Annotated in this window: 17 protein-coding genes; 14 read left to right on the top strand and 3 right to left on the bottom strand. The window is 72.5% G+C overall.

From position 1 onward, the window contains the following. The first annotated feature begins 3 nt into the window (after nucleotides 1–3). The 9 genes from ACFYQ6_RS28835 (at nucleotide 4) to ACFYQ6_RS28875 (ending at nucleotide 13,403) form a co-directional block, all read left to right on the top strand. Nucleotides 4–234, top strand: a complete 231-nt coding sequence (locus tag ACFYQ6_RS28835; protein ID WP_361581838.1) for an MbtH family protein — start codon at nucleotides 4–6, stop codon at nucleotides 232–234. Beyond that, the gene (locus ACFYQ6_RS28840; RefSeq protein WP_388765711.1) at nucleotides 231–5,282 is read left to right on the top strand and encodes an amino acid adenylation domain-containing protein; all 5,052 of its coding nucleotides are present in this window, start codon (nucleotides 231–233) and stop codon (nucleotides 5,280–5,282) included. Before ACFYQ6_RS28835 ends, ACFYQ6_RS28840 begins: the two co-directional genes overlap by 4 nt. Before the next feature lie 26 nt (nucleotides 5,283–5,308). Next, nucleotides 5,309–6,385, top strand: coding sequence for a 2,3-diaminopropionate biosynthesis protein SbnB (gene sbnB, locus ACFYQ6_RS28845; protein WP_388765713.1), 1,077 nt, complete (start codon nucleotides 5,309–5,311; stop codon nucleotides 6,383–6,385). Continuing rightward, complete coding sequence (locus tag ACFYQ6_RS28850) at nucleotides 6,382–8,043, top strand: amino acid adenylation domain-containing protein (protein WP_361586875.1); 1,662 nt, start codon at nucleotides 6,382–6,384, stop codon at nucleotides 8,041–8,043. The genes sbnB and ACFYQ6_RS28850 overlap by 4 nt, the downstream gene beginning before the upstream one ends. A gap of 101 nt (nucleotides 8,044–8,144) precedes the next feature. After that, nucleotides 8,145–8,414, top strand: coding sequence for a phosphopantetheine-binding protein (locus ACFYQ6_RS28855; RefSeq protein WP_361586872.1), 270 nt, complete (start codon nucleotides 8,145–8,147; stop codon nucleotides 8,412–8,414). Then, nucleotides 8,411–9,085: a thymidylate kinase gene (locus ACFYQ6_RS28860; protein ID WP_361586869.1), complete on the top strand. Its 675-nt coding sequence runs from the start codon at nucleotides 8,411–8,413 to the stop codon at nucleotides 9,083–9,085. Before ACFYQ6_RS28855 ends, ACFYQ6_RS28860 begins: the two co-directional genes overlap by 4 nt. Further along, a complete protein-coding gene (locus ACFYQ6_RS28865; protein WP_361586866.1) occupies nucleotides 9,082–9,912 on the top strand; it encodes a hypothetical protein in 831 nt (276 codons plus the stop codon). Before ACFYQ6_RS28860 ends, ACFYQ6_RS28865 begins: the two co-directional genes overlap by 4 nt. A gap of 90 nt (nucleotides 9,913–10,002) precedes the next feature. Beyond that, entirely contained in the window at nucleotides 10,003–11,139 is a 1,137-nt protein-coding gene (locus ACFYQ6_RS28870; RefSeq protein ID WP_361586863.1) for an aminotransferase class V-fold PLP-dependent enzyme, read from the top strand. Then, on the top strand, nucleotides 11,136–13,403 hold the full coding sequence (locus tag ACFYQ6_RS28875; protein ID WP_361586860.1) for an FAD/NAD(P)-binding protein: 2,268 nt from the start codon (nucleotides 11,136–11,138) through the stop codon (nucleotides 13,401–13,403). Before ACFYQ6_RS28870 ends, ACFYQ6_RS28875 begins: the two co-directional genes overlap by 4 nt. 14 nt (nucleotides 13,404–13,417) lie before the next feature. Here ACFYQ6_RS28875 and ACFYQ6_RS28880 read toward each other — a convergent pair whose 3' ends face one another. Beyond that, nucleotides 13,418–14,011 (bottom strand): DUF402 domain-containing protein, encoded by a 594-nt coding sequence (locus ACFYQ6_RS28880; protein WP_361586857.1) that lies wholly within the window; start codon nucleotides 14,009–14,011, stop codon nucleotides 13,418–13,420. A 341-nt stretch (nucleotides 14,012–14,352) separates the two neighbouring features. On the opposite strand from ACFYQ6_RS28880, the gene ACFYQ6_RS28885 reads away from it, so the two are divergent. The 3 genes from ACFYQ6_RS28885 (at nucleotide 14,353) to ACFYQ6_RS28895 (ending at nucleotide 16,597) form a co-directional block, all read left to right on the top strand. After that, the gene (locus ACFYQ6_RS28885; RefSeq protein ID WP_361586854.1) at nucleotides 14,353–15,024 is read left to right on the top strand and encodes a pyridoxal 5'-phosphate synthase; all 672 of its coding nucleotides are present in this window, start codon (nucleotides 14,353–14,355) and stop codon (nucleotides 15,022–15,024) included. 234 nt (nucleotides 15,025–15,258) lie between these two features. Next, a complete protein-coding gene (locus ACFYQ6_RS28890; protein ID WP_388765718.1) occupies nucleotides 15,259–16,002 on the top strand; it encodes a hypothetical protein in 744 nt (247 codons plus the stop codon). Further along, on the top strand, nucleotides 15,989–16,597 hold the full coding sequence (locus ACFYQ6_RS28895; RefSeq protein WP_388765719.1) for a Fic family protein: 609 nt from the start codon (nucleotides 15,989–15,991) through the stop codon (nucleotides 16,595–16,597). Before ACFYQ6_RS28890 ends, ACFYQ6_RS28895 begins: the two co-directional genes overlap by 14 nt. A gap of 131 nt (nucleotides 16,598–16,728) precedes the next feature. Here ACFYQ6_RS28895 and ACFYQ6_RS28900 read toward each other — a convergent pair whose 3' ends face one another. After that, nucleotides 16,729–19,077 carry an ABC transporter permease gene (locus tag ACFYQ6_RS28900; protein WP_388765722.1) on the bottom strand — a complete coding sequence of 783 codons (2,349 nt, stop codon included), beginning with the start codon at nucleotides 19,075–19,077 and terminating at the stop codon, nucleotides 16,729–16,731. Then, nucleotides 19,074–19,781 (bottom strand): ABC transporter ATP-binding protein, encoded by a 708-nt coding sequence (locus tag ACFYQ6_RS28905; protein WP_361586843.1) that lies wholly within the window; start codon nucleotides 19,779–19,781, stop codon nucleotides 19,074–19,076. Before ACFYQ6_RS28905 ends, ACFYQ6_RS28900 begins: the two co-directional genes overlap by 4 nt. A gap of 224 nt (nucleotides 19,782–20,005) precedes the next feature. On the opposite strand from ACFYQ6_RS28905, the gene ACFYQ6_RS28910 reads away from it, so the two are divergent. Together ACFYQ6_RS28910 and ACFYQ6_RS28915 are read left to right on the top strand one after the other, a co-directional pair. After that, the gene (locus tag ACFYQ6_RS28910) at nucleotides 20,006–21,295 is read left to right on the top strand and encodes a sensor histidine kinase (RefSeq protein WP_388765726.1); all 1,290 of its coding nucleotides are present in this window, start codon (nucleotides 20,006–20,008) and stop codon (nucleotides 21,293–21,295) included. Next, nucleotides 21,292–22,008, top strand: coding sequence for a response regulator transcription factor (locus ACFYQ6_RS28915; protein WP_361586838.1), 717 nt, complete (start codon nucleotides 21,292–21,294; stop codon nucleotides 22,006–22,008). The genes ACFYQ6_RS28910 and ACFYQ6_RS28915 overlap by 4 nt, the downstream gene beginning before the upstream one ends. The last annotated feature ends 56 nt before the right edge of the window (nucleotides 22,009–22,064 follow it).

Consider the following 22,064-nt stretch of genomic DNA (forward strand, 5'->3'; position numbering starts at 1 on the left):
TCCATGGGCAACCCCTTCGACGATTCCGGCGCTCCGTTCCACGTCCTCGTCAACGACGAGGGCCAGCACTCACTGTGGCCGGCCTCCGCGGCCGTGCCGGAGGGCTGGAACGCCGTGCTGAGCGACGCCACGCACGAGGAGTGTGTGGCCTGGGTGGACACGCACTGGACGGACATGCGGCCGAGGAGCCTGGCCTCGGCCATGGACGCGAACGGTCCGCGGGGCGAGGCGTGAACCCGTCCGCCGACCGCGAGGCGGTCACCCCCGGCGAGCTGTTCACGCGGCGGGCGCGGCTGTGGCCGGACGCGGTCGCGGTGGAGTGCGCGGGCGAGCGGATGACGTACGCGCGGCTCGACACGGAGTCGGACCGTCTCGCGCAGCTGCTGCTGGCGCGCGGCGCGGCACCCGAACGCCCGGTGGCCGTCGGGCTGCGGCGCTCGCCCCTGCTGGTGGTCGCGCTGCTCGCCGCGCTGAAGGCGGGGGTGCCGTACGTCCCCGTGGACCCCGCGCACCCCGCCCGGCGCAACGCCATGATCCTGCGCGACGCCGCGCCCGCCCTGCTGCTGGCGTCCTCCGACACGGCCGTTGCGGGTGCCGAGGGCGAGCGGGGCCCGGAAGTCGTGCTGCTCGACGAGTTCCACGGCGGCGAGCCGCCGGAGCAGGAGACCTCCCGGCACCTGCCGCGGACCCGTCCCCCGCATCCGCTGGACGTGGCCTACACGCTGTACACCTCGGGCTCGACGGGGAAGCCCAAGGGCGTCGCGGTGACCTACGGCAACCTGCTCAACCTGCTCGGCTCCTTCGGGAACCGGCTGGGGCTCGTGCCACGGGACCGCTTCCTCGCCGTCACCACCGTCGGATTCGACATCGCCGCGCTGGAGCTGTTCGTCCCGCTGCTCAGCGGTGCCCGTCTGATGCTCGCCACGGAGGAGGAGCGGGAGCCCGCCCGGCTCGCCCGGCTGCTGGGACAGCGGGGCGTGACCGCGATGCAGGCGACGCCCGCGCTGTGGCAGGCGCTCGTGGAGGAGACGGTCGACCTGTCAGGGGTGCGCGTCCTGGTCGGGGGCGAGGCCCTGCCGTCCGGGCTCGCCGCCGAGCTGTGCGACCGGGCCGCGGAGGTCACCAACGTCTACGGCCCCACCGAGACCACCGTCTGGTCGACCGCGGTGACACTGGAGCCCGGCACGCTCACGGACAACCCGCCGATCGGGGTGCCCGTCGACCGGACCCGGACCCATGTGCTGGACCACGCGCTGCGGCCGGTGGCCGCCGGTGAGGAGGGTGAGCTGTACATCGGGGGCGCCGGGGTGGCCCGGGGTTATGTGAACCGTCCCGGTCTCACCGCGCAACGCTTCGTCGCCGACCCCTACGGACCACCCGGCACCCGCATGTACCGCACCGGCGACCTCGTACGCCAACACCCCGACGGCAACCTCGAATTCCTCGGCCGCACCGACTTCCAGGTCAAACTCCGCGGCTTCCGCATCGAACTCGGCGAAATCGAAACCGTCATCGCCCGCACCCCCGGCGTCGCCCAAGCCGTCGCCCTCGTCCGCGAAGACCGCCCCGGCGACAAACGCCTCGTCGCCTACACCGTCCCCCGCACCGGACACCACCTCGACCCCACCACCATCCGACACCACACCACCCAAACCCTCCCCGACTACATGGTCCCCGCCCACATCGTCATCCTCGACACCCTCCCCCTCACCACCAACGGCAAAATCGACCGCCGCGCACTCCCCGCACCCCACCACAACCCCACCACCACCGACACACCCACCACCCCCCGACAAAAAACCCTCTGCCACCTCTTCGCCGACACCCTCGGCCTCCCCCACATCGGCACCCACGACAACTTCTTCGACCACGGCGGCCACTCCCTCCTCGCAACCCGCCTCATCAGCCGCATCCGCACCCAACTCGGCCACCACCTCACCATCCGCGACCTCTTCGAACACCCCACCGTCCACGACATCGACAACCACCTCACCACCACCCCCACCACCACACGCCCCGCACTGCTGGCGGCGCCACGTCCCGCGCGGGTGCCCTTGTCGTACGGTCAGCGGCGGCTGTGGTTCCTCGACCGGCTGGAGGAGACGGGCGCGGCGTACCACATGCCGTTGGTGCTGAGGCTGCGCGGACCGCTGGACCAGGACCGGCTGCGGGCCGCCCTGGCAGATGTCGTGGCCCGCCACGAGAGTCTGCGCACGGTCTTCCGCGAGGCGGACGGGGAGCCCTGGCAGGAGGTCCTGCCCGTCGAGGGCACGGCGCCCGCGCTGAGCGTGGTGGAGGCCGGCGCCGCCGGCAGCCTGGAGGCACAGGTGCGGGAGTTCCTGTGCCGGGCCTTCGATCTCGCCGGGGAACCGCCGCTGCGCGCGGGGCTGTTCAGGACGCAGCCGCAGGAGCACCTGCTGGCCGTCGTCGTGCACCACATCGCGTGCGACGGATGGTCGATGGCTCCGCTCGCCCGCGATCTGCAGAACGCCTACGAGGCGTCCGGACGCGGCGTGGGGCGCGACGCGGACGGAGCGCTGCCCGTGCAGTACGCGGACTACACGCGGTGGCAGCGCGAGCTGCTGGGCGACCCGGACGCCCCGGAGAGCCTGGCCGCGCGGCAACTGGCCTACTGGGAGCAGGAGCTGAGGGGCCTGCCGGAGGAACTCCGGCTGCCGTACGACCGGCCGAGGCCGGCCCGGCCCTCGTACGCGGGCGGATCGGTGGTGGTGCGGGTCGACGCGACGGAGCACCAGGAGCTCCAGCGGCTGGCGCGCGCCTCGGGTGCGACGGTGTTCATGGCGGTCCAGTCCCTGATCGCCGTCCTGCTGACCCGGCTGGGCGCAGGCACGGACATCCCGATCGGCACGCCGGTCGCGGGGCGCTCCGACGAGGCGCTGGAGGACCTGGTCGGCTTCTTCGTCAACACGCTGGTGCTGCGCACCGACACGTCCGGCGATCCCGGCTTCGCCGACCTGCTGGAGCGGGTGCGCGACCGGGACCTCGACGCCCTGGGCCGCCAGGACCTGCCGTTCGAGACGCTGGTCGAGCGGCTGCGCCCGGCACGCTCGCTGGCCAGGCACCCCTTCTTCCAGGTGCTCCTGGTGGCGCAGAACAACGAACGGCTGCCCTTCCGGCTCCCGGGCCTGGAGGTGGACGAGCGCCCCGCCGCCCTGGGCACCGCCCAGTTCGACCTGTCGTACAGCCTGGTGGAGAAGACCGCCACCGACGGCCGCGGCGACGGGATCGAGATCACCGTGGAGTACGCGGCCGACCTGTTCGACGCGGCGACGGTGGAACGGATGAACGACTGTCTGCTGAGGCTGGTGCACGGGGTGCTGCGCGCCCCGGATGCGCCCGTCAGCACCCTGCCGCTGCTCTCGGCGGCGGAGCGCCGCCGGCTGATCGTGGACTGCAACGCGACGGACCACGAGGTGCCGGGCCTCTCCCTGCCCGGGATGATCGAGGCCCAGGTGGCGCGCACCCCCGGGGCGACGGCCGTCGTGCACGAGGACCAGCGGCTGACCTACGCGGAACTCAACGCCCGGGCCAACCGGTTCGCCCGTCTTCTGATGAGCCGGGGGGCGGGCCCCGAACGGACGGTGGCACTGTTCGCACCGCGCTCGGCCGAGCTGGTGGTGGCCCTGCTCGCGGTGGTGAAGACGGGCGCCGCCTATCTGCCCGTGGACACCGCGCACCCGGCGGACCGGATCGCCTACCTGCTGGAGGACGCCGGTCCCGTCTGCGTGGTGACCACCGCCGCACTGAGCGAGCACGTCCCCGACGGCACGGCGACGGTGGTGCTGGACTCGGACGCCACCGCCCGCGAGGCCGCCGCCCTGCCGGACACGGACGTGACCGACGGGGAACGCACGACCCCGCTGCTGCCCGCGCATCCGGTGTACGTGATCTACACCTCCGGCTCGACGGGGCGCCCGAAGGGGGTGGTGCTGCCCTCGGGCGCCCTGGTCAATCTCATGGCCTGGCACCACCGGGCGATGGGGGGCGGGCCGGGCACGGTCACGGCCCAGTTCGCGTCGCTGAGCTTCGACGCCGCGGCCCACGAGCTCTTCTCGGCCTTCACCATGGGCAAGACGCTGGCCGTCCCCCTGGACGACACCCGGAAGGACACCGAGGAACTGGTCAGGTGGCTGGACCGGCACCGCGTCAACGAGCTGTTCGCCCCCACACCGGTGGTCGACGCGGTGGCCGAGGCCGCGGGCCGGCTGGGGCTGGCCCTGCCCCATCTGGTGGACATCGCGCAGGCGGGCGAGGCCCTGACGCTCCACTCGGCGCTGGGCGGTTTCTGTGCCCCGGGGTCAGGGCGCAGGCTGCACAACTACTACGGACCGACCGAGACCCATGTGGTCACGGCGTGGACGGTGCCCGACGCCGCGTTCGGCTCCCCGGCCGCACCTCCCATCGGGCCGCCCATCTGGAACACCCGCGCGTATGTGCTGGACGAGGGGCTGAAACCGGTGCCCGTGGGTGTGCCGGGCGAGCTGTACCTGGCCGGTGACCAGGTGGCCCGGGGTTATGTGAACCGTCCCGGTCTCACCGCGCAACGCTTCGTCGCCGACCCCTACGGACCACCCGGCACCCGCATGTACCGCACCGGCGACCTCGTACGCCAACACCCCGACGGCAACCTCGAATTCCTCGGCCGCACCGACTTCCAGGTCAAACTCCGCGGCTTCCGCATCGAACTCGGCGAAATCGAAACCGTCATCGCCCGCACCCCCGGCGTCGCCCAAGCCGTCGCCCTCGTCCGCGAAGACCGCCCCGGCGACAAACGCCTCGTCGCCTACACCGTCCCCCGCACCGGACACCACCTCGACCCCACCACCATCCGACACCACACCACCCAAACCCTCCCCGACTACATGGTCCCCGCCCACATCGTCATCCTCGACACCCTCCCCCTCACCACCAACGGCAAAATCGACCGCCGCGCACTCCCCGCACCCCACCACAACCCCACCACCACCGACACACCCACCACCCCCCGACAAAAAACCCTCTGCCACCTCTTCGCCGACACCCTCGGCCTCCCCCACATCGGCACCCACGACAACTTCTTCGACCACGGCGGCCACTCCCTCCTCGCAACCCGCCTCATCAGCCGCATCCGCACCCAACTCGGCCACCACCTCACCATCCGCGACCTCTTCGAACACCCCACCGTCCACGACATCGACAACCACCTCACCACCACCCCCACCACCACACGCCCCGCACTGCGTCCGATGCGTCCGGCTCCCGCCGGCCGGGACGCCCGGTGACGGCGGCCTCATCCCCTGGAGCAACCGTGACGGAACAACAGGTCGGGATCCCGGCGTTCTCGGTCGTCCCCGGAGCTACGGTGCACCGGTGCCTGGCGGGCCGGCAGCACGAGGTCATGGACATCGTCGAGCAGGCGTACCGCCTGCACGGGGCAGAGCGAACGGTCAACCCGCCGTCGTACTTCCTGCGCTTCCCCGACCGGCCCACCGCGCGCATCATCGCGTTGCCCGCCTCGCTGGGCGGCGAGTTCGGTGTGGACGGGCTGAAGTGGATATCGAGCTTCCCGGAGAACCTCTCGCACGGCATTCCGCGCGCCTCCGCGGTCCTCATCCTCAACGACGCCCGGACCGGGTACCCGTACGCCTGTCTGGAGAGCTCCATCATCAGCGCGGTGCGCACCGCCGCCTCGGCGGCGGTGGCCGCGCGGGAGCTGACCCGTGACCGGCCGGCACCGCGCCGGATCGGCTTCGTGGGGACCGGTCTCATCGCCCGGTACCTGAACGACTACCTCTCGGTGCTCGGCTGGGACCTGGCCGAACTCGGGGTGTACGACCTGTCCCCCGAGTACGCCAAGAGCTTCGCCGGCCATCTCGCCGACCGGTCACCGCAGGTTCCGGTGCGGGTGCACGGATCGGCGGAGGAACTGGTGCGCGCCAGCGACGTCGTGGTCTTCGCCACCACGGCCGCCACGCCGCACATCACCGACCCGGACTGGTTCGAGCACCATCCGGTGGTCCTGCACGTCTCGCTGCGCGACCTGGGCCACCAGGTCGTCGAGGCGGCCTGCAACATCGTCGACGACGTCGAGCACGTCCTGAAGGCCGACACCTCGGTACACCTCGTGGAACAGCGCACCGGCTCGCGGGACTTCATCGACGGCACCCTGTACGACGTCCTCACCGGCCAGGTCGTGGTGCCCGCCGACCGCACAGTCGTCTTCTCTCCCTTCGGGCTGGGTGTACTGGACCTCGCGGTCGGCCACTTCGCCCATGACCGGGCCGCGCGGACGGGCGAACTGATGCGGGTCGACGGCTTCTTCCACGACGTCGACCGTCATCACGGCCCCGCACCGCTGGGCGCGCCTGCCGGGAGCGGCCGATGAGCGGCGTGACCTCCCTCGGTGACCTCCGCCTCCTGCCCGGCGCGGCCGAGGCGGCGCGGGCCGGCGCGCTGCGCAACCCGCTGCCGGTGGACACGGCGAGCGCGGTCCTCGACCATGTCGCCCGGCACGCCGGGACGGACGGGGACAGGGCCGCCGTGGTCCACGGCGACACCGTCGTGACCTACCGGGGCCTGCTGGAGCGGGTCGGGGCGATCCGCGCCGGCCTGCTGGGCAAGGGGTGCGGCCCGGGCGACGTCGTCGCGGTGACCGGACTGCGCTGTCCGGACATCATCGCGGTGCTGCTGGCCACGGAGAGCCTCGCCGCCGTCTACCTGCCCGTCGATCCCGGCTGGCCGCCCGCGCGGGTCTCGGACGTCCTGACGCGTGGTGCGGCGCGCTGGCTGGTGGACTGCACCCCCTCCGCCACTGGTCCGGTCCGGGAGGCGGCGGCGCGGGCCGGCGTCGAGCCGGTGCCGCTCCCCGGCCGCACCGCGGCGAGCGGTGGTCCTCCCGCGGCCGCGGCGGGCGACCGCTCGCGGGAGCCCCGGTACGCCATCTTCACGTCGGGGACGACGGGCCGCCCCAAGGGGGCGCTGGTCGAGCACCAGGGCATGATGAACCACCTGTGGGCGAAGGTGCTCGACCTGTCCCTGGACCACGACGACACCGTGGCGTTCAGCGCGCCGCTGGTCTTCGACATCGCGGTGTGGCAGATGCTGGCGCCGCTGCTCGCCGGAGGCACGGTCGCCGTCATCGACGACGCCGACCTGGCCTTCCCCCGGCGGCTGACGCGCGCCCTCTCCCGGTCCCGGGTGAGCGTGGTGGAGTTGGTGCCCACCGTTCTGGGCTGGCTGGTGGACCAGGTGGCCCGGACGGGTCCCGACGCCCTGGCGGGGCTGCGCTGGGTCATCTCCACCGGTGAGGAACTGCGGCCCGCCCTGGCGCGGCGGGTGGTGGCGGGGCTGCCCCGGGCCCGGCTCCTGAACGCCTACGGGCCCACGGAGTGTTCCGACGACGTGACCCACCAGGTGGTGGGGGCGCCGGAGGCGGCGCTGGAGCGCCTGCCGGTCGGTAGCCCGGTCGTCAACGCCGTCCTGCACGTGCTGGCCGGGGAGGGCGACGGCCGGTGGCGGGCGGCCGCGGAGGGCGAGCCGGGCGAGCTGTTCGTGGGCGGCCTGCCGGTCGGGCTGGGATATCTCAACGACGAGGCCACGACGCGCGCCGCGTTCTTCCGGGACGTCATAGATCCCGGATCGCCGACCGGACGGCTGTACCGGACGGGCGACCTCGCCCGCGTGGCGGACGGCAGGGTGCACTACCTGGGCCGGGCGGACCGTCAGGTCAAGGTGTCCGGCGTGCGCATGGAACTGGACGAGGTCGAGGTCGTACTCAGCCGCCATCCCGCCGTCGGCAGTTGCGCCGTCGTCGTCAGCGGGACGGACGGATCCGCGGAGCTGACCGCGCACTACAGCCCGCGAGGGCCGGTCTCGGACGACGAACTCAAGGAGCATCTCCGCAGCCGGCTGCCCGCGGCGATGGTGCCCGGGCGGTGGCGGTCCTGGGAGGCGCTCCCTCTCACCCGTAACGGGAAGACCGACCATCGCGCCCTGCGGGACGCCGACGCGGCGGCCGATGCCGGGCAGGGCGCGGCCCCGTGACCCTCCGGCCCGGACGGGACCCCGGCGGACCTGTGCACACAGGTCCGCCGACCGGCCCGCGCACACCCGAACCACCCACCGATGACATGCGGAGCACAGCCATGAATGAACCCTGGGACGACCGCTTCAGAACCCTGCTGGCCTCGCAGCTCGGTGACGCCGTGGCAGCCCGGCTCACCGCCGACGACGACCTCTTCGACAAGGGCCTGAACTCGCTGGGCGTCGTCGCTCTGGTGGTCGCCGTCGAGGAGTGCTACGCGATCGAGTTCCCTGACGAGGCGCTGGACCGCGAGACGTTCCGGACCCCCGGGAGGCTCTGGACCACCGTCGCGGGTCTGCTGCCCCGAGTGCACGACGGGGGTGACCGATGATCGTCTCCGTCGCCGGGACGGACGGGGCCGGCAAGTCCACCGTCACCCGGCTGGCCACCGAGCGTCTCGCCGGCGCGGGCACCGCCGTCGAACGCGTCGAGCGGTGGGACATCGTCGGCAATCCCCGGTATCCGGCGGCGGACCTGCTGCGCCGTGATGTCCCGGCCGCGCGGACCTGCGTGGCGGACATGCCGCCCGGCCCGCGTTTCCTGTTCCTGATGTGGTCCATCGACCTGGCACTGCGCGGCCGGGCGCCGGGCGGCCCGGAAGCGGCGGTGACCTTGCTGGACGGCTACTGGATGAAGCACGCGGCGAGCGAGATCGCCTACGGGCTGGACCGCACGTGGGTGGAGTCGGTGGCGGCCGGGCTCCCGCCCTCCTCCGAGGTGGTCTATCTCCGGCTCGATCCGGAGCAGGCGTGGGAGCGCAAGGTCGGCCGGGACCTCGTGCCGTACGAGTGCGGGATGGATCCGGCGTGCTCCCGGGAGAGCTTCCTGACGCACCAGCGGCGCGTGCTCGACGTGCTGGACGGCTGGGCGGGGCGCTTCGGCTGGCGGGAGATCGACGCCGCGCAGCCCGTGGAGACCCTGGTGGACGCGGTCGTCACCGGCACGGTGGGGCGGCTGACGAGCGGTGCGCACCGTGCGCCGGCGAATGCGGAGGCACGATGAGGAGCGGCAGCGCGGGCGGTCACGGGGCGCCCCGGACCGTCGTGGTCAAGGTCGGCGGCAGCCTCGTGTCGGACAAGCGCACCGACCACGACATCGACGAGGCCGCCGTGCGGGACTACGCGGAGCTGGTGGCGGACCTGGTGCGGAGCCATCCCGGCCGGGTGGTCTTCGTGGCGGGGGGCGGTGCCCTCGGCCACTCCTCGGTACGCCGTAAGGAACACGACGGACGACTGGCCCTGCTGCCCCTGACCCGGGCGACGTTCGACGTGAAGTGGGTGTGGACCGAGGCGTTCCGCGCCGTCGGGCTGCCCGCCGCGCCGCTCCAGGCGATGGCGATGTACGCGGAGGGTGCGGACGGCCCGGTCTTCCAGACCGGGGTGGTGTCCCGGCTGCTGACGGCAGGTGTGCTGCCGGTTCTCTCCGGGGACTGCGTGCTGACCGCCGACGGCGGACTGCGCATCCTGGGCAGCGACCACGTGCCCGGAATCCTCCTGGACGGCTCGTTCGGGCAGGTCCGGGTGGTCGCCCTCACCGACGTGCCAGGCATCCACACCGGTCCCGGCGGCGACAGTCCGGTCGTGCCGTACCTGGACGCGGCGGACCCCGAACGGGCTTACGCGTACCTCTGGCCGACCGCCGAATGGGACACCAGCGGGGCGATGCACGGGAAGGTCGAGGCGTTCATCTCGCACGCCGGCCGCGGCGCCGAGTGCGTCATCGCCCGGGGCGACCGCAAGGCCGCCGGGCTGCGCCATCTGATGGCCCCGATGCCCGAATGGCCGCAGGACCTTCCACGCACCCTCATCTCCCGCAGCCGCCCCGTCTAGGCCCTGCCCGGCAGGGCCGGTCCACCCGGCACCGGGCGCCCGTGGCGCCCGGCCATCAGTGTCCACACCTTCGATCCCGGTGGAGTCCCCATGTCCCCTTCTCCCGCCCCGCCCGAGCCCCGGCCGCAGGACCGTGTGGTCCTGATGAATCCAGGACCGGTGAACGTGTCCGAGGAAGTCCGGGCCGCGCTCACCCTGCCCGATCTGTGCCACCGCGAACCGGAGGCGCTCGCGCTGATGCAACGGATCAGGAGGAAGACCACCCGCGTCTGCGGCGGTGACGACCGGCACGCCGCGGTCCTGCTGGCGGGTTCGGGGACCACGGCACTGGAGGCGGCCTTCTCCTCCGTGGTGCCCGCGGACGGCCGCGTCCTCGTGATCGACAACGGCCACTACGGGGAGCGGCTGGCCCGGATCCTGTCGGTGCACGGCATCGCCGTCGAGCACCTGACGTTCGGCTGGGGCCGCCCGGTCGACCCGGCGGTGGTCGAGCGGTCCCTGGCCGGGGACCCGTCCCTCACGCACGTCGCCCTCGTGCATCACGAGACGAGCACGGGGATGCTCAACCCGTTGCGGGAGATCGGCGCGGTCACCGCCCGGCACGGCCGGTCCCTGGCCGTGGACGCGATCAGCAGCCTGGGCGCCGAGGAGTTCGACCTGGTCGCCGACGGCGTCGACTGGTGCGTCGGCACCGCGAACAAGTGCCTGGAGGGATTCCCCGGGGTGAGCTTCGTCGTCGGCGCGCGGGAGCGGCTGGCCGCGCTGGAGGCGGTCCCGGCGCGGACCTTCTCCCTGGACCTGCACCGCCACTTCGTCGCCCAGGAACACGACGGGGTTCCCCTGTTCACCCTGCCGCTTCAGATCATGGCGGCGTTCGACACCGCACTCGACCTGGCCCTGCGCGAAGGCGCCTCGCAGCGCCACGCACGGTACACGGCCCTCGCCGAGCGGCTGCGCGACGGACTCGCCGAGCGCGGCCTCGCGCTCCGGCTGCCCCCCGAGCAGCGCGCGAGCTCGCTGACGGCCTTCGCGCTTCCCGACGGGATGACGTACGAGGAGCTGCACGACGGTCTCAAGGCCGAGGGGTTCGTCGTGTACTCGACCCAGGCGCGCGGGGAGCGGGAGTTCCGGCTCTCCACCATGGGCCACATCACCGGCGAGGACATCACCCGCTTCCTGTCCGCCTACGACCGGGTCGTCACCCAGTACGCCGGAGCCGCCCTATGACCGACACCGTGTTCTCCGCTCCGTCCGCCGCCCTGCGCCCAGGCCCGTCGCAGAAGGACTCCACGAGCACGGCGCGGGTGACCCTCGCGATCGTCGGGGGCGGGCCCAGCTGCACCTATGTCCTGGACCGGCTGGCATCCGCGACCCGGGACGCGGCGGGCCCGTTCGACCTGGAGATCCACGTCTTCGACCGGACGGGGCAGTTCGGCGCAGGTCAGGTGCACAGTCCGGACCAGCCCGCCACGAGCTATCTCAACCGTATCGTCGGGCAGGTGGGGTTCGCCGCCGACGAGAGCGTGGTGGACGCCGGCCCCCTGCTGGACCTCGCCGACCGCCCGACCCTGCTGGAATGGTGCCGCAAGAGGTTCCGCGACACCGGCGACCCCGTGTTCGACCTGAGCGCCGAGGACTGGCCGAAGCGTTACGTCCACGGCCAGGCACTGCGCGACCAGTTCGACCTCTACGTGCGGCTGCTGCGGCAGCGCCCGGGGATACGCGTCCTGCTCCACACCGCCGAAGTCGTCGATCTGGACGAGGACGCCGACGGGAGGCTGACCGTGGTCACCGCGGCCGGCACCCGGCCGGTGCGCGCCAGCCACGTCCTCATGGTGACCGGGCACTCCTCCAACGACCCTCTGAAGTACGCGGGGCCTCGGCGGTGGACGGAGTTCGCGGGGCGGGGGCAGGCGGAGTTCCTGCCCTCGGCCTACCCGTTGGACCAGGCCTTCCCGGCCGGTGCTGCTGGCCCCGACCGCGTGGTGGGCTGCCTGGGCATGGGCCTGACCACGATCGACGTGATCCTCCATCTGACAGAGGGCCGCGGGGGCAGCTTCGTCACCGGTCCCGCCGGGCTGCTGGAGTACCGGCCCTCGGGCGCGGAGCCCGCCTCGATCGTGGCGTTCAGCCGTTCCGGCCTGTTCACCTTCGCCCGCCCCTACAACGCCAAGGAGCGCGACCCGCAGAATCTGGAGCACCGGGGAACCTTCCTCGTCGAGGAAGCCGTGGACCGGTTGCGGACGTCGGCCGGACAGCCCGCGCGGGTGGGCAGGACCGAGCGCAGGCAACTGGACTTCCGCGCTCACCTGCTGCCCGTCGTGGTCCTGGAGATGGCGCACCTCTACTACACGACCCTGTTCGGGCCTGAGTTCGGCCGGGTGGCGGAGCAGGCCGCCCGGCCGGAGTACGAGGCGTTCCTCACCGACGGCGGGGCGGGAGCCGCGTCGCAGGTGTCGGTCGAGCGGCTGCTGGCCCCGCTGGAACGGGCCGTCGACGAAGCGGTGGCGCTGGTCGACGGCGCCCTGGCGGGGGCCGGGTTCGGTCCGGCGGAGGTACCGGACTGGGCCGAGGGCGCCCTGGAGCGGTTCCTGGCGGTGGTCTTCGGTCCGGAACGGGCCGAGGAGATGGGCGCCCTGCGCGGTGACGGCGACGCGTTCGCCGCGGCCGTCGCCGCTGCGGATTCCCCCTTCCGGCACCAGAAGTCCGCCGCGGCCGGCCGCTTCTCGTGGGAGCGCATGATCGAGCCGCTGCGCCGCGAGGACTGTCGCACCCCTGAGGAGTACCGGGAGGCGCTGCTCGACTTCATCGACCTCGACCACCGCTGGGCCGCGCAGGACAACCTCTGGAACCCTGCGAAGGCGGCGGCCGACGGGGTCTGGCGGGACCTGCGCCATGTCCTGTCGCACGCGCTCGACTTCGGCGGGCTGCGGGCCTCTTCGCACCGGGACTTCCTCGATGTGTACATGCGCCACCACAACCGGCTGTGCAACGGTGCCGCGCTGGTGGTGATGGAGAAGATGCGCGCGCTGATCCGCCACGGTCTCGTGGACGTGTCGGCAGGACCGGACGCGGTGGTGGAGACGGACGAGTCGGCGGGCAGGTTCCGGGTGCGGGGCCCCGTCACGGGCGCGGACATCGGGGTGGACGTACTGGTGGACTCGCGGGTGCATCCTTTCGACGCCGCGAACGACGTGCGGCCGCTCTATCCGAACCTGCTGCGGCGTGGGCTGGTACGCAAGTGGACCAACCCGGGCCAGGGGGAGCCCGGCTTCTCCCCGGGCGGACTGGACCTGACGACCGCCTTCCATCCGGTGCAGGCGGACGGCCGCACCGACACCCGGCTGACCCTGCTCGGTCCGCCGAGCGAGGGAGTCATGTTCTTCCAGCTGGGGGCACTACGGCCGCATCAGAACCATCACGTGATGCAGGACATCCTGCTGTGGCTGAAGGGGTTCTGGCCCGACGTCACCGCGCCCGGGAGCCGGTGAGCGAGGGCCACCTTTCACCGGAGGGTGCCCGGCCCGATCGGGCCGGGCACCTCCCAGTCCTCCGGCGGGCGCCAGTCACGCCACCGCTCCCACCAGGGGGTTCCGCGGCTGACCAGATCCGTCACATCGGCTGCCGCGCGGCGCACCTGGGCTGCCTGTTCCGCGGAGAGGGCGCCGCTGCGCTCCAGGGCGTGGAACTCCTCGACGTCCTTCCATCGGGAGGGGGAGCCGTCGCCCGGGATCCACAGGTCGAGTTCGAGATCGAGGGTGTCGAAACCGTGTACGCCACGCCGCAGGGGCTGCTGGAAGTTCACGTACCACCCCTCGAAGGCGTCGCCACTACGGCGTTGCCAGACCGCGTAGGCGTCGGAGGCGCGCTGGATCTGGAGGACACCGTCGGACTGCCAGACCGGGTCGTGCAGGCTCCAGGGGTGCGGCCCCCAGCTGAACTCACCGGCGCCGAAGGTGAGCGGGGTGCGCTCGGAGAGGTAGACGGCCACCAGATCACCTTCGTCGGCGACCACCCGCACCGGGTAGAGCAGCCATTCCCGGCCGTCCAGCATCTCTCGTCTCGCGACGACCTGCCCTGGAGTGAATCTCGCCTGCATGGGACGACATTACCCCTTTCCGATCATGGTTCTGCCGCAATCCGGCCATCCGCTGTACGCTCCATCTGGCCTGCTGGCGGCCGTAGTTGGTCTTGGTCGTGCGGATGAAGTACGTTTCCGGAGGTCTGCGCCCCGCGGACCTGCGCGAACCATGCTGTGGCCGGCCCGCCGGGGGGCCCGCGCCCCTGCGCACGACCCGCGTCCCGTCGCGCCGTGCCCGTCGCCGCCAGGCGGATCCGGCCGGACGCACGGCATGCTCCGCCGGGCCCTCCCGGAGCCGCCCGGTACCGTTCACGCCGTCCTTGAAGATCCTGCGAACCCCGAGTGGAGAAGCGAGACACATGGCCACTGAGCAGAAGTCACCCACCGTGCGTGAGGTGCTCCGGAGTCTTGACGTGTTCGCCGGCGCCCTGCCCCGGTTCGGTCCGCAGGACACCCCGGACACACCGCAGGACCTGTTCACCGAGTGGCTGACGGAGGCCATCGCGGCAGGCGTGCGCGAACCGCACGCCATGACGCTGTCGACGGCGGGGCAGGACGGCACCCCGTCGGCCCGGGTGCTGCTGCTGAAGGACGTCGGCCCGGCCGGCTGGAGCTTCGCCTCCCACGCGGCCAGCCCCAAGGGCCAGGACCTGGCGGCCACTCCGGCGGCCGCTCTCACGTTCTACTGGCCGCTGCAGGCCCGCCAGGTGCGGCTTCGCGGCGCGGTGGCGCCCGAGAGCCCGGAGCTCAGCGCCCAGGACTTCCTCGCCCGCTCACTGGGATCCCGCGCGGAGGCGCTGGCCGGCATGCAGAGCAGGCCGCTGGACGACCCGAAGAGCGTCTCGGCGGCGACTGAGGAGTCGCTCGCCCGGCTGGAACGCGAGCCGGACCTGGTGGTGCCGGAGTGGACCCTGTACACCCTGGCTCCTCACAGCGTCGAGTTCTGGCAGGGCGACAAGCAGCGCAAGCACACCCGGCTCACCTACCTCCGTTCCGACGACGGCTGGGACAAGCAGCTGCTCTGGCCGTGACTCCCGGCGCCTCCCCGACGGCCTGCCGTACCCACACGGCCGGCCGTCCGAACGGCGTCGGGGACACGGCCGCCCTCCTGCCGGCCCAGGAAACCCCCGGTCTCCCCGCGGTCGGGGCTGCCCGGTGCTGACCCGATGAAAACCGTTCGCGCTCCCGGAGTTTCGAGCCGAGACTGATGGGTCGAACACCTCGGACAGGAAGTGTGGCCGGCGCTGACGTACAACCGTGACACCTTGCCCTTTCCCGAGAACCGTGTGCCTCTCCTCACCTACGAGGACATCCGGAACTGGGACGCGTTCGACCCGGCTCTCCACCCGTTCGCCTGGGACGAGGACGAGGAGGCCCACCTCCGCTCGCTGGTCCGCGCGTGGGTACCACCTGTGCTCTCCGGAATGGCCGGCTGGTGGCAGGGCGAACGCTGGTGCGAGAGTCAGGTGGACGCGACGGTCCGGGAACGCTACGGCAGCTGGGCCTGGGGTTGGAGCTGGTCCTACCGCGACGGCGGTCCCATCGGTAACTGGGTGAGCGGGGCCGACTCGGTGACGACCCCCGAGGAGACCGCGGAACGCGTCGTAGCCGCACTGCTGGAGTGGCGGGACTGGCTGGAGCGGACAGCCCGGCGCTTCGCCGAGATGGCTCCGCCACCGGACGCCTCCCCCGAGAATCGCAGCTGGCACCTGGAACGGGCCTGCGTCCGGCTCGTGACCCACACGCTGGACTCGGGTGCGGAGGGCGGCTGGCACGTCCAGGCCTCGATCGTCCTGGGCTGGTTCCTCACCTCCACCGGAATGGACGACGCCGAAGCCGCGCGAGCGGTGAACGACGCGATCGGCGGCCGGTTCGAGAGCTGGGTCGCCCCGGAACGGGGGCTGATCGAGACCGTCGGCGAGGACCTGGCCGCCGGCCTCACCGGCCACCCTCCGTACCAGGACCACCGTGAGAGGGCCGAGCTGGAGGAACTCCATGACCGCTGCTGACAGCCTTTCGGTCTGGCAGCGCGTGCGCCGTGAGGTCGACTGGCAACGGGCACCGGCCCTGCGACGGACCCCGCACGGCCGCGACGGGTTCCGGGCGTGGTGCGAGGGACCGGTGCGCCGGCGCGATCCTGTGCGCGCCGGCCGTCTGCTCGCCGCACACGCCCTGGCCCGAGGCGACGCCGCACGCCGCACCCCGCTGGACTTCGCCCTGCTGGCCGGTTGGCAGCGCGAGGTCCTCGGTGCGACGCAGGCATCGTTCCGCTCGGGTGACGCCCATGCGAAGGCCGGCCGCGAGCGCTACGTCCTGACACCCGACACGCAGGCCGACTTCGATTCCTGCCTCCGCGAAACGACCGACCCGCACGTCCCGTTGGCCGCCCGCGCGGCCCGGGCCTACCTCGACGTGGCGTTCTTCCACCCCTTCACCGACGGCAATGCCCGCGCCGCGCTGTTGACCTTGGTCCATGTCCTGGCCCGGGAGGACATCGTCCTCCCCGAGGTCGGTCCTCTCCAGACCACCCGCTACGCGGATGACCCCGCCGGGGCGGCCGACCTCGCCGTTCTCATCGGGGTGCTCGACCGCCGCCGGCACTGAGACGTCCGGGGCCAGAGCCCCGACCCCACCGCGACCAGGTCGGCCGCCTCCAGCACCGGCCCGGTCGCGGTGGCCGGCCGGCCTGCCCCCACCGCTGCCGCGGCGGGGGCAGGAGCTCCGCATTCGACCTCCTACTCGGTGCGCAGGGCGGTGGCAGTCCGGGTCCTGGCGGCCCAGCCGGCGGGCAGGAGTGCGCCCAGAGTGGCGATGAGCAGGCCGCCCAGTGCGAGCGGGACCAGTACGGTGCCGTCGTGCACGGCGATGACGGAATCGGGCAGCCGCAGTCCCACGCTGTCACCCATCGCGGGCAGGACCCAGCCGTGCAGGGCCACGCCCAGCGGCACACCCAGGGCGCCCGCGACCAGGCCGGTCACCACGACCGAGGTGAGGACCATCGCGACGGTCTGTCGCGGGGTCATGCCGAGCGCCTTGTGGACACCGATCTCCCGTACCCGCTCGCGGGTGTCGAGCAGCACGCCGTTGAGCACACCGAGCGCCGCGACGGCGACGAGCATCAGCGTCAGCATCGCGGACAGCGCGTTGAGCGTGACGACCATGTCGCCGCCGGCGTCGCGTCCGCCGGCCTGAGCGGTGGCACCCAGCGGTGCCAGGTCCTTGTTCAGCGCGGTGATGTAGGCGGAGACGTCGGTACCTGACGTGACCGCGATGTGATGGCTCGTGTCTGTCAGGTCGGGATGCGCGGCGGTGAGGGTCGAGGCGTCGGTGAAGACCTGCATGCCGGAATTACGGGGATCGAGGACTTCGCCGACGAGCCGGACCGTGACCGGCTCGGCCAGGCCGCTCAGGGTGATGCTGTCGCCGATGCGGGTGCCGGTGGCGGTCAGGAAGGGGGTGGGGACCACGGCCTCGCCGGGCCTGTCGATCCAGCGGCCCGCGACCATCGTGTAGCCGCCCCACGAGGCGTCGCCGGTGAAGGCGACCACGTCGACGGTGCCGGCCAGGCCCGACACGGTCGAGCGGACTGTCGAGGCGCGGTAGTACGTGCCGGTTCCGGCGGCGGACTCGACGGCCTCCGCTACTGCGGCGGGGTCGGCGTCGGGCTGCTTCCTGCCGCCGGGGGGCTGAGGCCCGAAGTCCGGCATGGGCGCGGGCACGGTGACGTCGGCGACGTCGTGGGCCTTGGCGTCCATCACCTTGCCGAGCGTGGCGCCCATCCCCACGGTGAACGTGACCGCGACGGCGCCGAACAGGATCGCCGTACCCATGGCGAGCGCGCGGGCGGGCCGCGCGAAGGGCCAGGACAGGCCGAGGGCCACCGGCCGCGGCAAGGGCAGGCGTCCGGCCAGGCGGGCCGCCCACCGGCCGCGCCCCGCCGAGGCGTTACGCCCGACGGCGAGCGCATCGACCGTACGCAGCCGCCCGGCCCGCCAGGCACTCGCCCACGCGGTGGCCGTCACCAGGCCGAGCACCCCGGCGATCACCGCCAGGTCGACCCAGGGGGCGATGGCCAGGGACGAGGAGCCGTAGACCGCCGCTGTCTCGGCCATCACCGGGACGGCGAGCAGGTGGCCGGCGAGGACGCCGAGAGCTGTACCGACGCCGGCCGGGATCAGTGCCTGGCCGATGTAGGCGCGTACGACCTGGGCCGGGGTGAAGCCGACGGCCTTGAGGATCCCGATGCGGCGCGTTCCCGTGCCGACGGCTGACGCGACGACGTTACCGACGATGAGGGTCGACATGACAAGGCCCAGGGCGCCGAACGCCATGAGGAACGGGACGTAGAGGGCGGTGTCGCGCTCGGCGTCCTTCTTGACGGTCAGCCAGGACTGTTCGCCGACGGCCGCTCCCGGCGCCAGGGACCGTGTCACGGCTTTGCCGCCCGCGGTGATCTGCGCGGCGGTGCCCGCTTTCGTGAAGCGGTAGAGCATCTGGTACCCGCCGCTTCCGGGCGCGGTGAGCGCCGGCATCTGGGCCGGGACCACCCAGGCATCGGCGGTCCGCGTGACCGAGCGGGCGACACCGACCACCGTGAGGGCCGGTTCCTCGGGCAGATGGGTGAAGGTGACCCTCCTGCCCAGGGCCGGGATGAGCGAGGAGTCGGCGGACAGCACGATCTCGCCGGGACGGGCGGGCCACCGTCCCTCGCTCAGCGCCATCGTGTCGACGTCCCGTCCGGGATCGGGCCGGCCTACGACGGTCATCGGCCAGCCCGGGCCCGCCTCGCCCGCCCGCGGGGTGACGGTCGCCGTGCGGAACGGTCCGGCCGCGCCGCTCACCCCCGCGGTGTCCTTGGTTTTCGACAGCTGTCCGGCGCCCACCTCGCCCGCGTCGAAGTCGACCGAGAGATGTGCGCCACGCTGCTGGGCGAAGGCGTCGTCGAAGGGTGCGCCGGAGACCACCATCAGCGATCCGCCCAGGACGGAAGCGGCCACCGCCATCATCGCTGCGAGCCCGACCACCAGCGTCTGCACCCGGCGGCGTCCCACCCCCGAGCGCACGACTTCGGAGAGCGCGCTCAACGGACGGCCTCCGGGGAGACTGCCTGCGACGGGACGTCCTCGGTGACCCGGCCGTCGGCGATCCTGACCGTACGCCGCGTGCAGGACCGGGCGAGGGACAGGTCGTGGGTGACCACGACGAGGGTCTGGCCGTCGGCGTTGAGGTCCCTGAGCAGCCTGCTGACGTCCTGTCCGGCGGCTGTGTCCAGGGCGCCGGTCGGCTCGTCGGCCAGCAGCAGTGGCGGCCTGTTCATCAGCGCCCGGGCCACAGCGACGCGCTGCCGCTCGCCGCCGGACAGCCGCCCGGGACAGGCCCGGGCGTGCCGGTCGACGCCGAGGTTCTCCAGGAGCTCCGCCGCCCGCCGGCCCGCCTCGGCGCGTGCCATGCCCGCGAGGCGTGCCGGCAGGACGACGTTGTCGGTGACGGTCAGATCGTCGAGCAGGTTGAAGAACTGGAAGACCATGCCGATCTTCGAACGCCGGTAGAGGGCGGAGCCGGACTCGCTCAGCTCGTCCACGCGCACCCCGTCCACGGTGACGGTCCCCGTGTCCGGCCGGTCAAGGCCCGCGATCAGATTGAGCAGCGTGGACTTGCCGCTGCCGGAAGGACCGAGGATCGCCACGGCCTCGCCTCGCCGCACGGTCAGCGACGCCTCGTGCAGGGCGGGCGGGCCGTCGTCGTATCGGCGGCTCACCCCGCGAAGTTCGATCACCGGCACGGTCATGAAAGGGCTCCTTGCGTAGGGTCGGTGGGCTGTGTGCGCTGTGTGAACGCTAGGAGCGGCCCCGGCCCGCGCGCGTCGCCCGCCCGGACCCCTTGCGGTAACGCGTCGGGATGAGCACCGCAGATGTCATCCCTGCGATGTAGGCGTGCGATGTATGCGGTCCGGTGGGAACGGCCTTCGAGTCGGATCCCACAGGCCCGGGCGGCAGCGACAATGAGCCGGTGATGAACGTGCGTACGACGCTGGTGCGGCTGCGGAGGGCCGCCCGCGACGCGGTCCGCGATGCCAGGACTCCGAGTGGCCCACCGCTGCGGCCCACCCGGCGCGCCTGGCAGTTCGACGTACTGGTGGCACTGGTACTCGGGACCGCCACCGTCTACTACGGCGTCGACAACACCGGCGTCGTCGTGCTGCGAGAGGTCGCACCCGGTGTGGAGGTGGCCGTCCCGCGCCCGTACGGCCCCGGTGGCATGGCGTTCATGGTGACCCTCGCGGCCGTCGCCTCCGGTGCTCTGGCGCTGCGCCGCCGCTACCCGTTCGCCGTGTTGTGCGTCGTGACGGCCGCGACGCTGGCGACTCCGCACAGCGTGATGCGGCTGACCTTCTACGCGTTCGTCGTCGCCGTGTACAGCGCCGCCGTGCACAGCCCGTACCGGACGGCCACCCTGGCCGCGCTGCCGGTGTCGGTCGCCCTGGTCTGCACCTCGGGGAACTCGGTGACACCGATCGTCCCCAACGAATACATCGCCCTGCTGATCCTGGTCCCGATGGCCGGGGCCGCCGTCGGTCTGCGTACCTGGAAACTCCGTACCGCCGAAGGCCGCACGCGGCTCTCCGCCCTGGAGCGCGAACAGGCCGAGGTCCTGCGCCGGGCCGTCGAGCACGAGCGGGCCAGGATCGCCCGCGAACTGCACGACGTCGTCACCCACAACGTCAGCGTGATGGTCATCCAGGCGGGCGCTGCCCGCAAGATCATGAAAACCTCCCCCGAGCAGGCCGGCGAGGCGCTGCTGGCCGTGGAGGCGGGTGGCCGGGCGGCCATGACCGAACTGCGCCACGTCATGGGCCTGCTCACCATGGACGACCGGGCGGACGGCACGGACAGGGACGCGGGGGCAGAGCTGTCCCCGCAGCCCGGCCTCGACCAGCTGGAGACGCTCGTCGGCCGTGTACGGGACACCGGGCTGCGCGTCGGCCTGACCGTGACGGGACCGCCCCGCCCCCTTACCCCCGGCCTCGAACTCGCCGCGTACCGCGTGGTCCAGGAGGGCTTGACCAACGCTGTGAAGCACGCGTCGGGCGCCACCGCCGCCGTCACCGTCGAGTACGGTCCTCAGCACCTCCGGGTGGAAGTCACCGACACCGGCGGGCGCCCGGGTGCGGGTACCGGAAGCGGCCGCGGCCTGATCGGCCTGCGCGAGCGTCTCGCCCTCTACGACGGAACCTTGAACACCGGCCGGCGGCTCACCGGCGGCTACCGTGTGGAAGCCCTGATCCCCTTGGAGACACCGTGACCGAGCCGCTGCGTGTGCTGCTGGCCGACGACCAGACGCTCGTCCGCACCGGATTCCGGATGATCCTCGGTGCCGACGGCATCGATGTCGTCGCCGAGGCGACCAACGGCCTCGAAGCGGTCGAAGCGGTCAGCCGCACCCGCCCCGACGTGGTTCTGATGGATGTCCGGATGCCCGTGATGGACGGTCTGGAGGCCACCCGCCGCATCCTCACCGGCACGGCCGGCGAACCGCGCGTGATCATCCTGACGACCTTCGACCTCGACCGTTACGTCTACGCGGCGCTGTCCGCGGGGGCCAGCGGCTTCCTCCTCAAGGACGTCACCCCCGAGCAGCTGACCGCAGCCGTCCGTACGGTCCGTACCGGCGACGCTCTCCTCGCTCCCGCCATCACCCGCCGTCTCGTGCAGCGGTTCACCCGGCGGGGCAGCGACACCGCCGCCCTCCACCGCGACCTCGCCTCGCTCACCCCGCGTGAACTGGAGGTCCTCGGCCTGCTGGCCCGAGGACTGAGCAACGCCGAACTCGCGGCCCGCCTCCATCTCGCCGAGGCGACCGTCAAGACGCACGTCGCCCGCATCCTCGGCAAGCTCGGACTCCGCGACCGCGTCCAGGCCGTCATCGTCGCCTACGAAACGGGTCTGGTCGGCATCGGCGAACGCGAGACCACGTCCGAGACCGAGACCGTCGGCCGGTCCACCGAGTGGACGTAGGCCGAAGCGGCCAGGCCCCCTTCCCGCCTCGGTCGTCCGGTGGAAGGGCCGGGCGC

It is taken from the genome of Streptomyces sp. NPDC005494 (assembly GCF_042872025.1).
GTDB lineage: Bacteria > Actinomycetota > Actinomycetes > Streptomycetales > Streptomycetaceae > Streptomyces.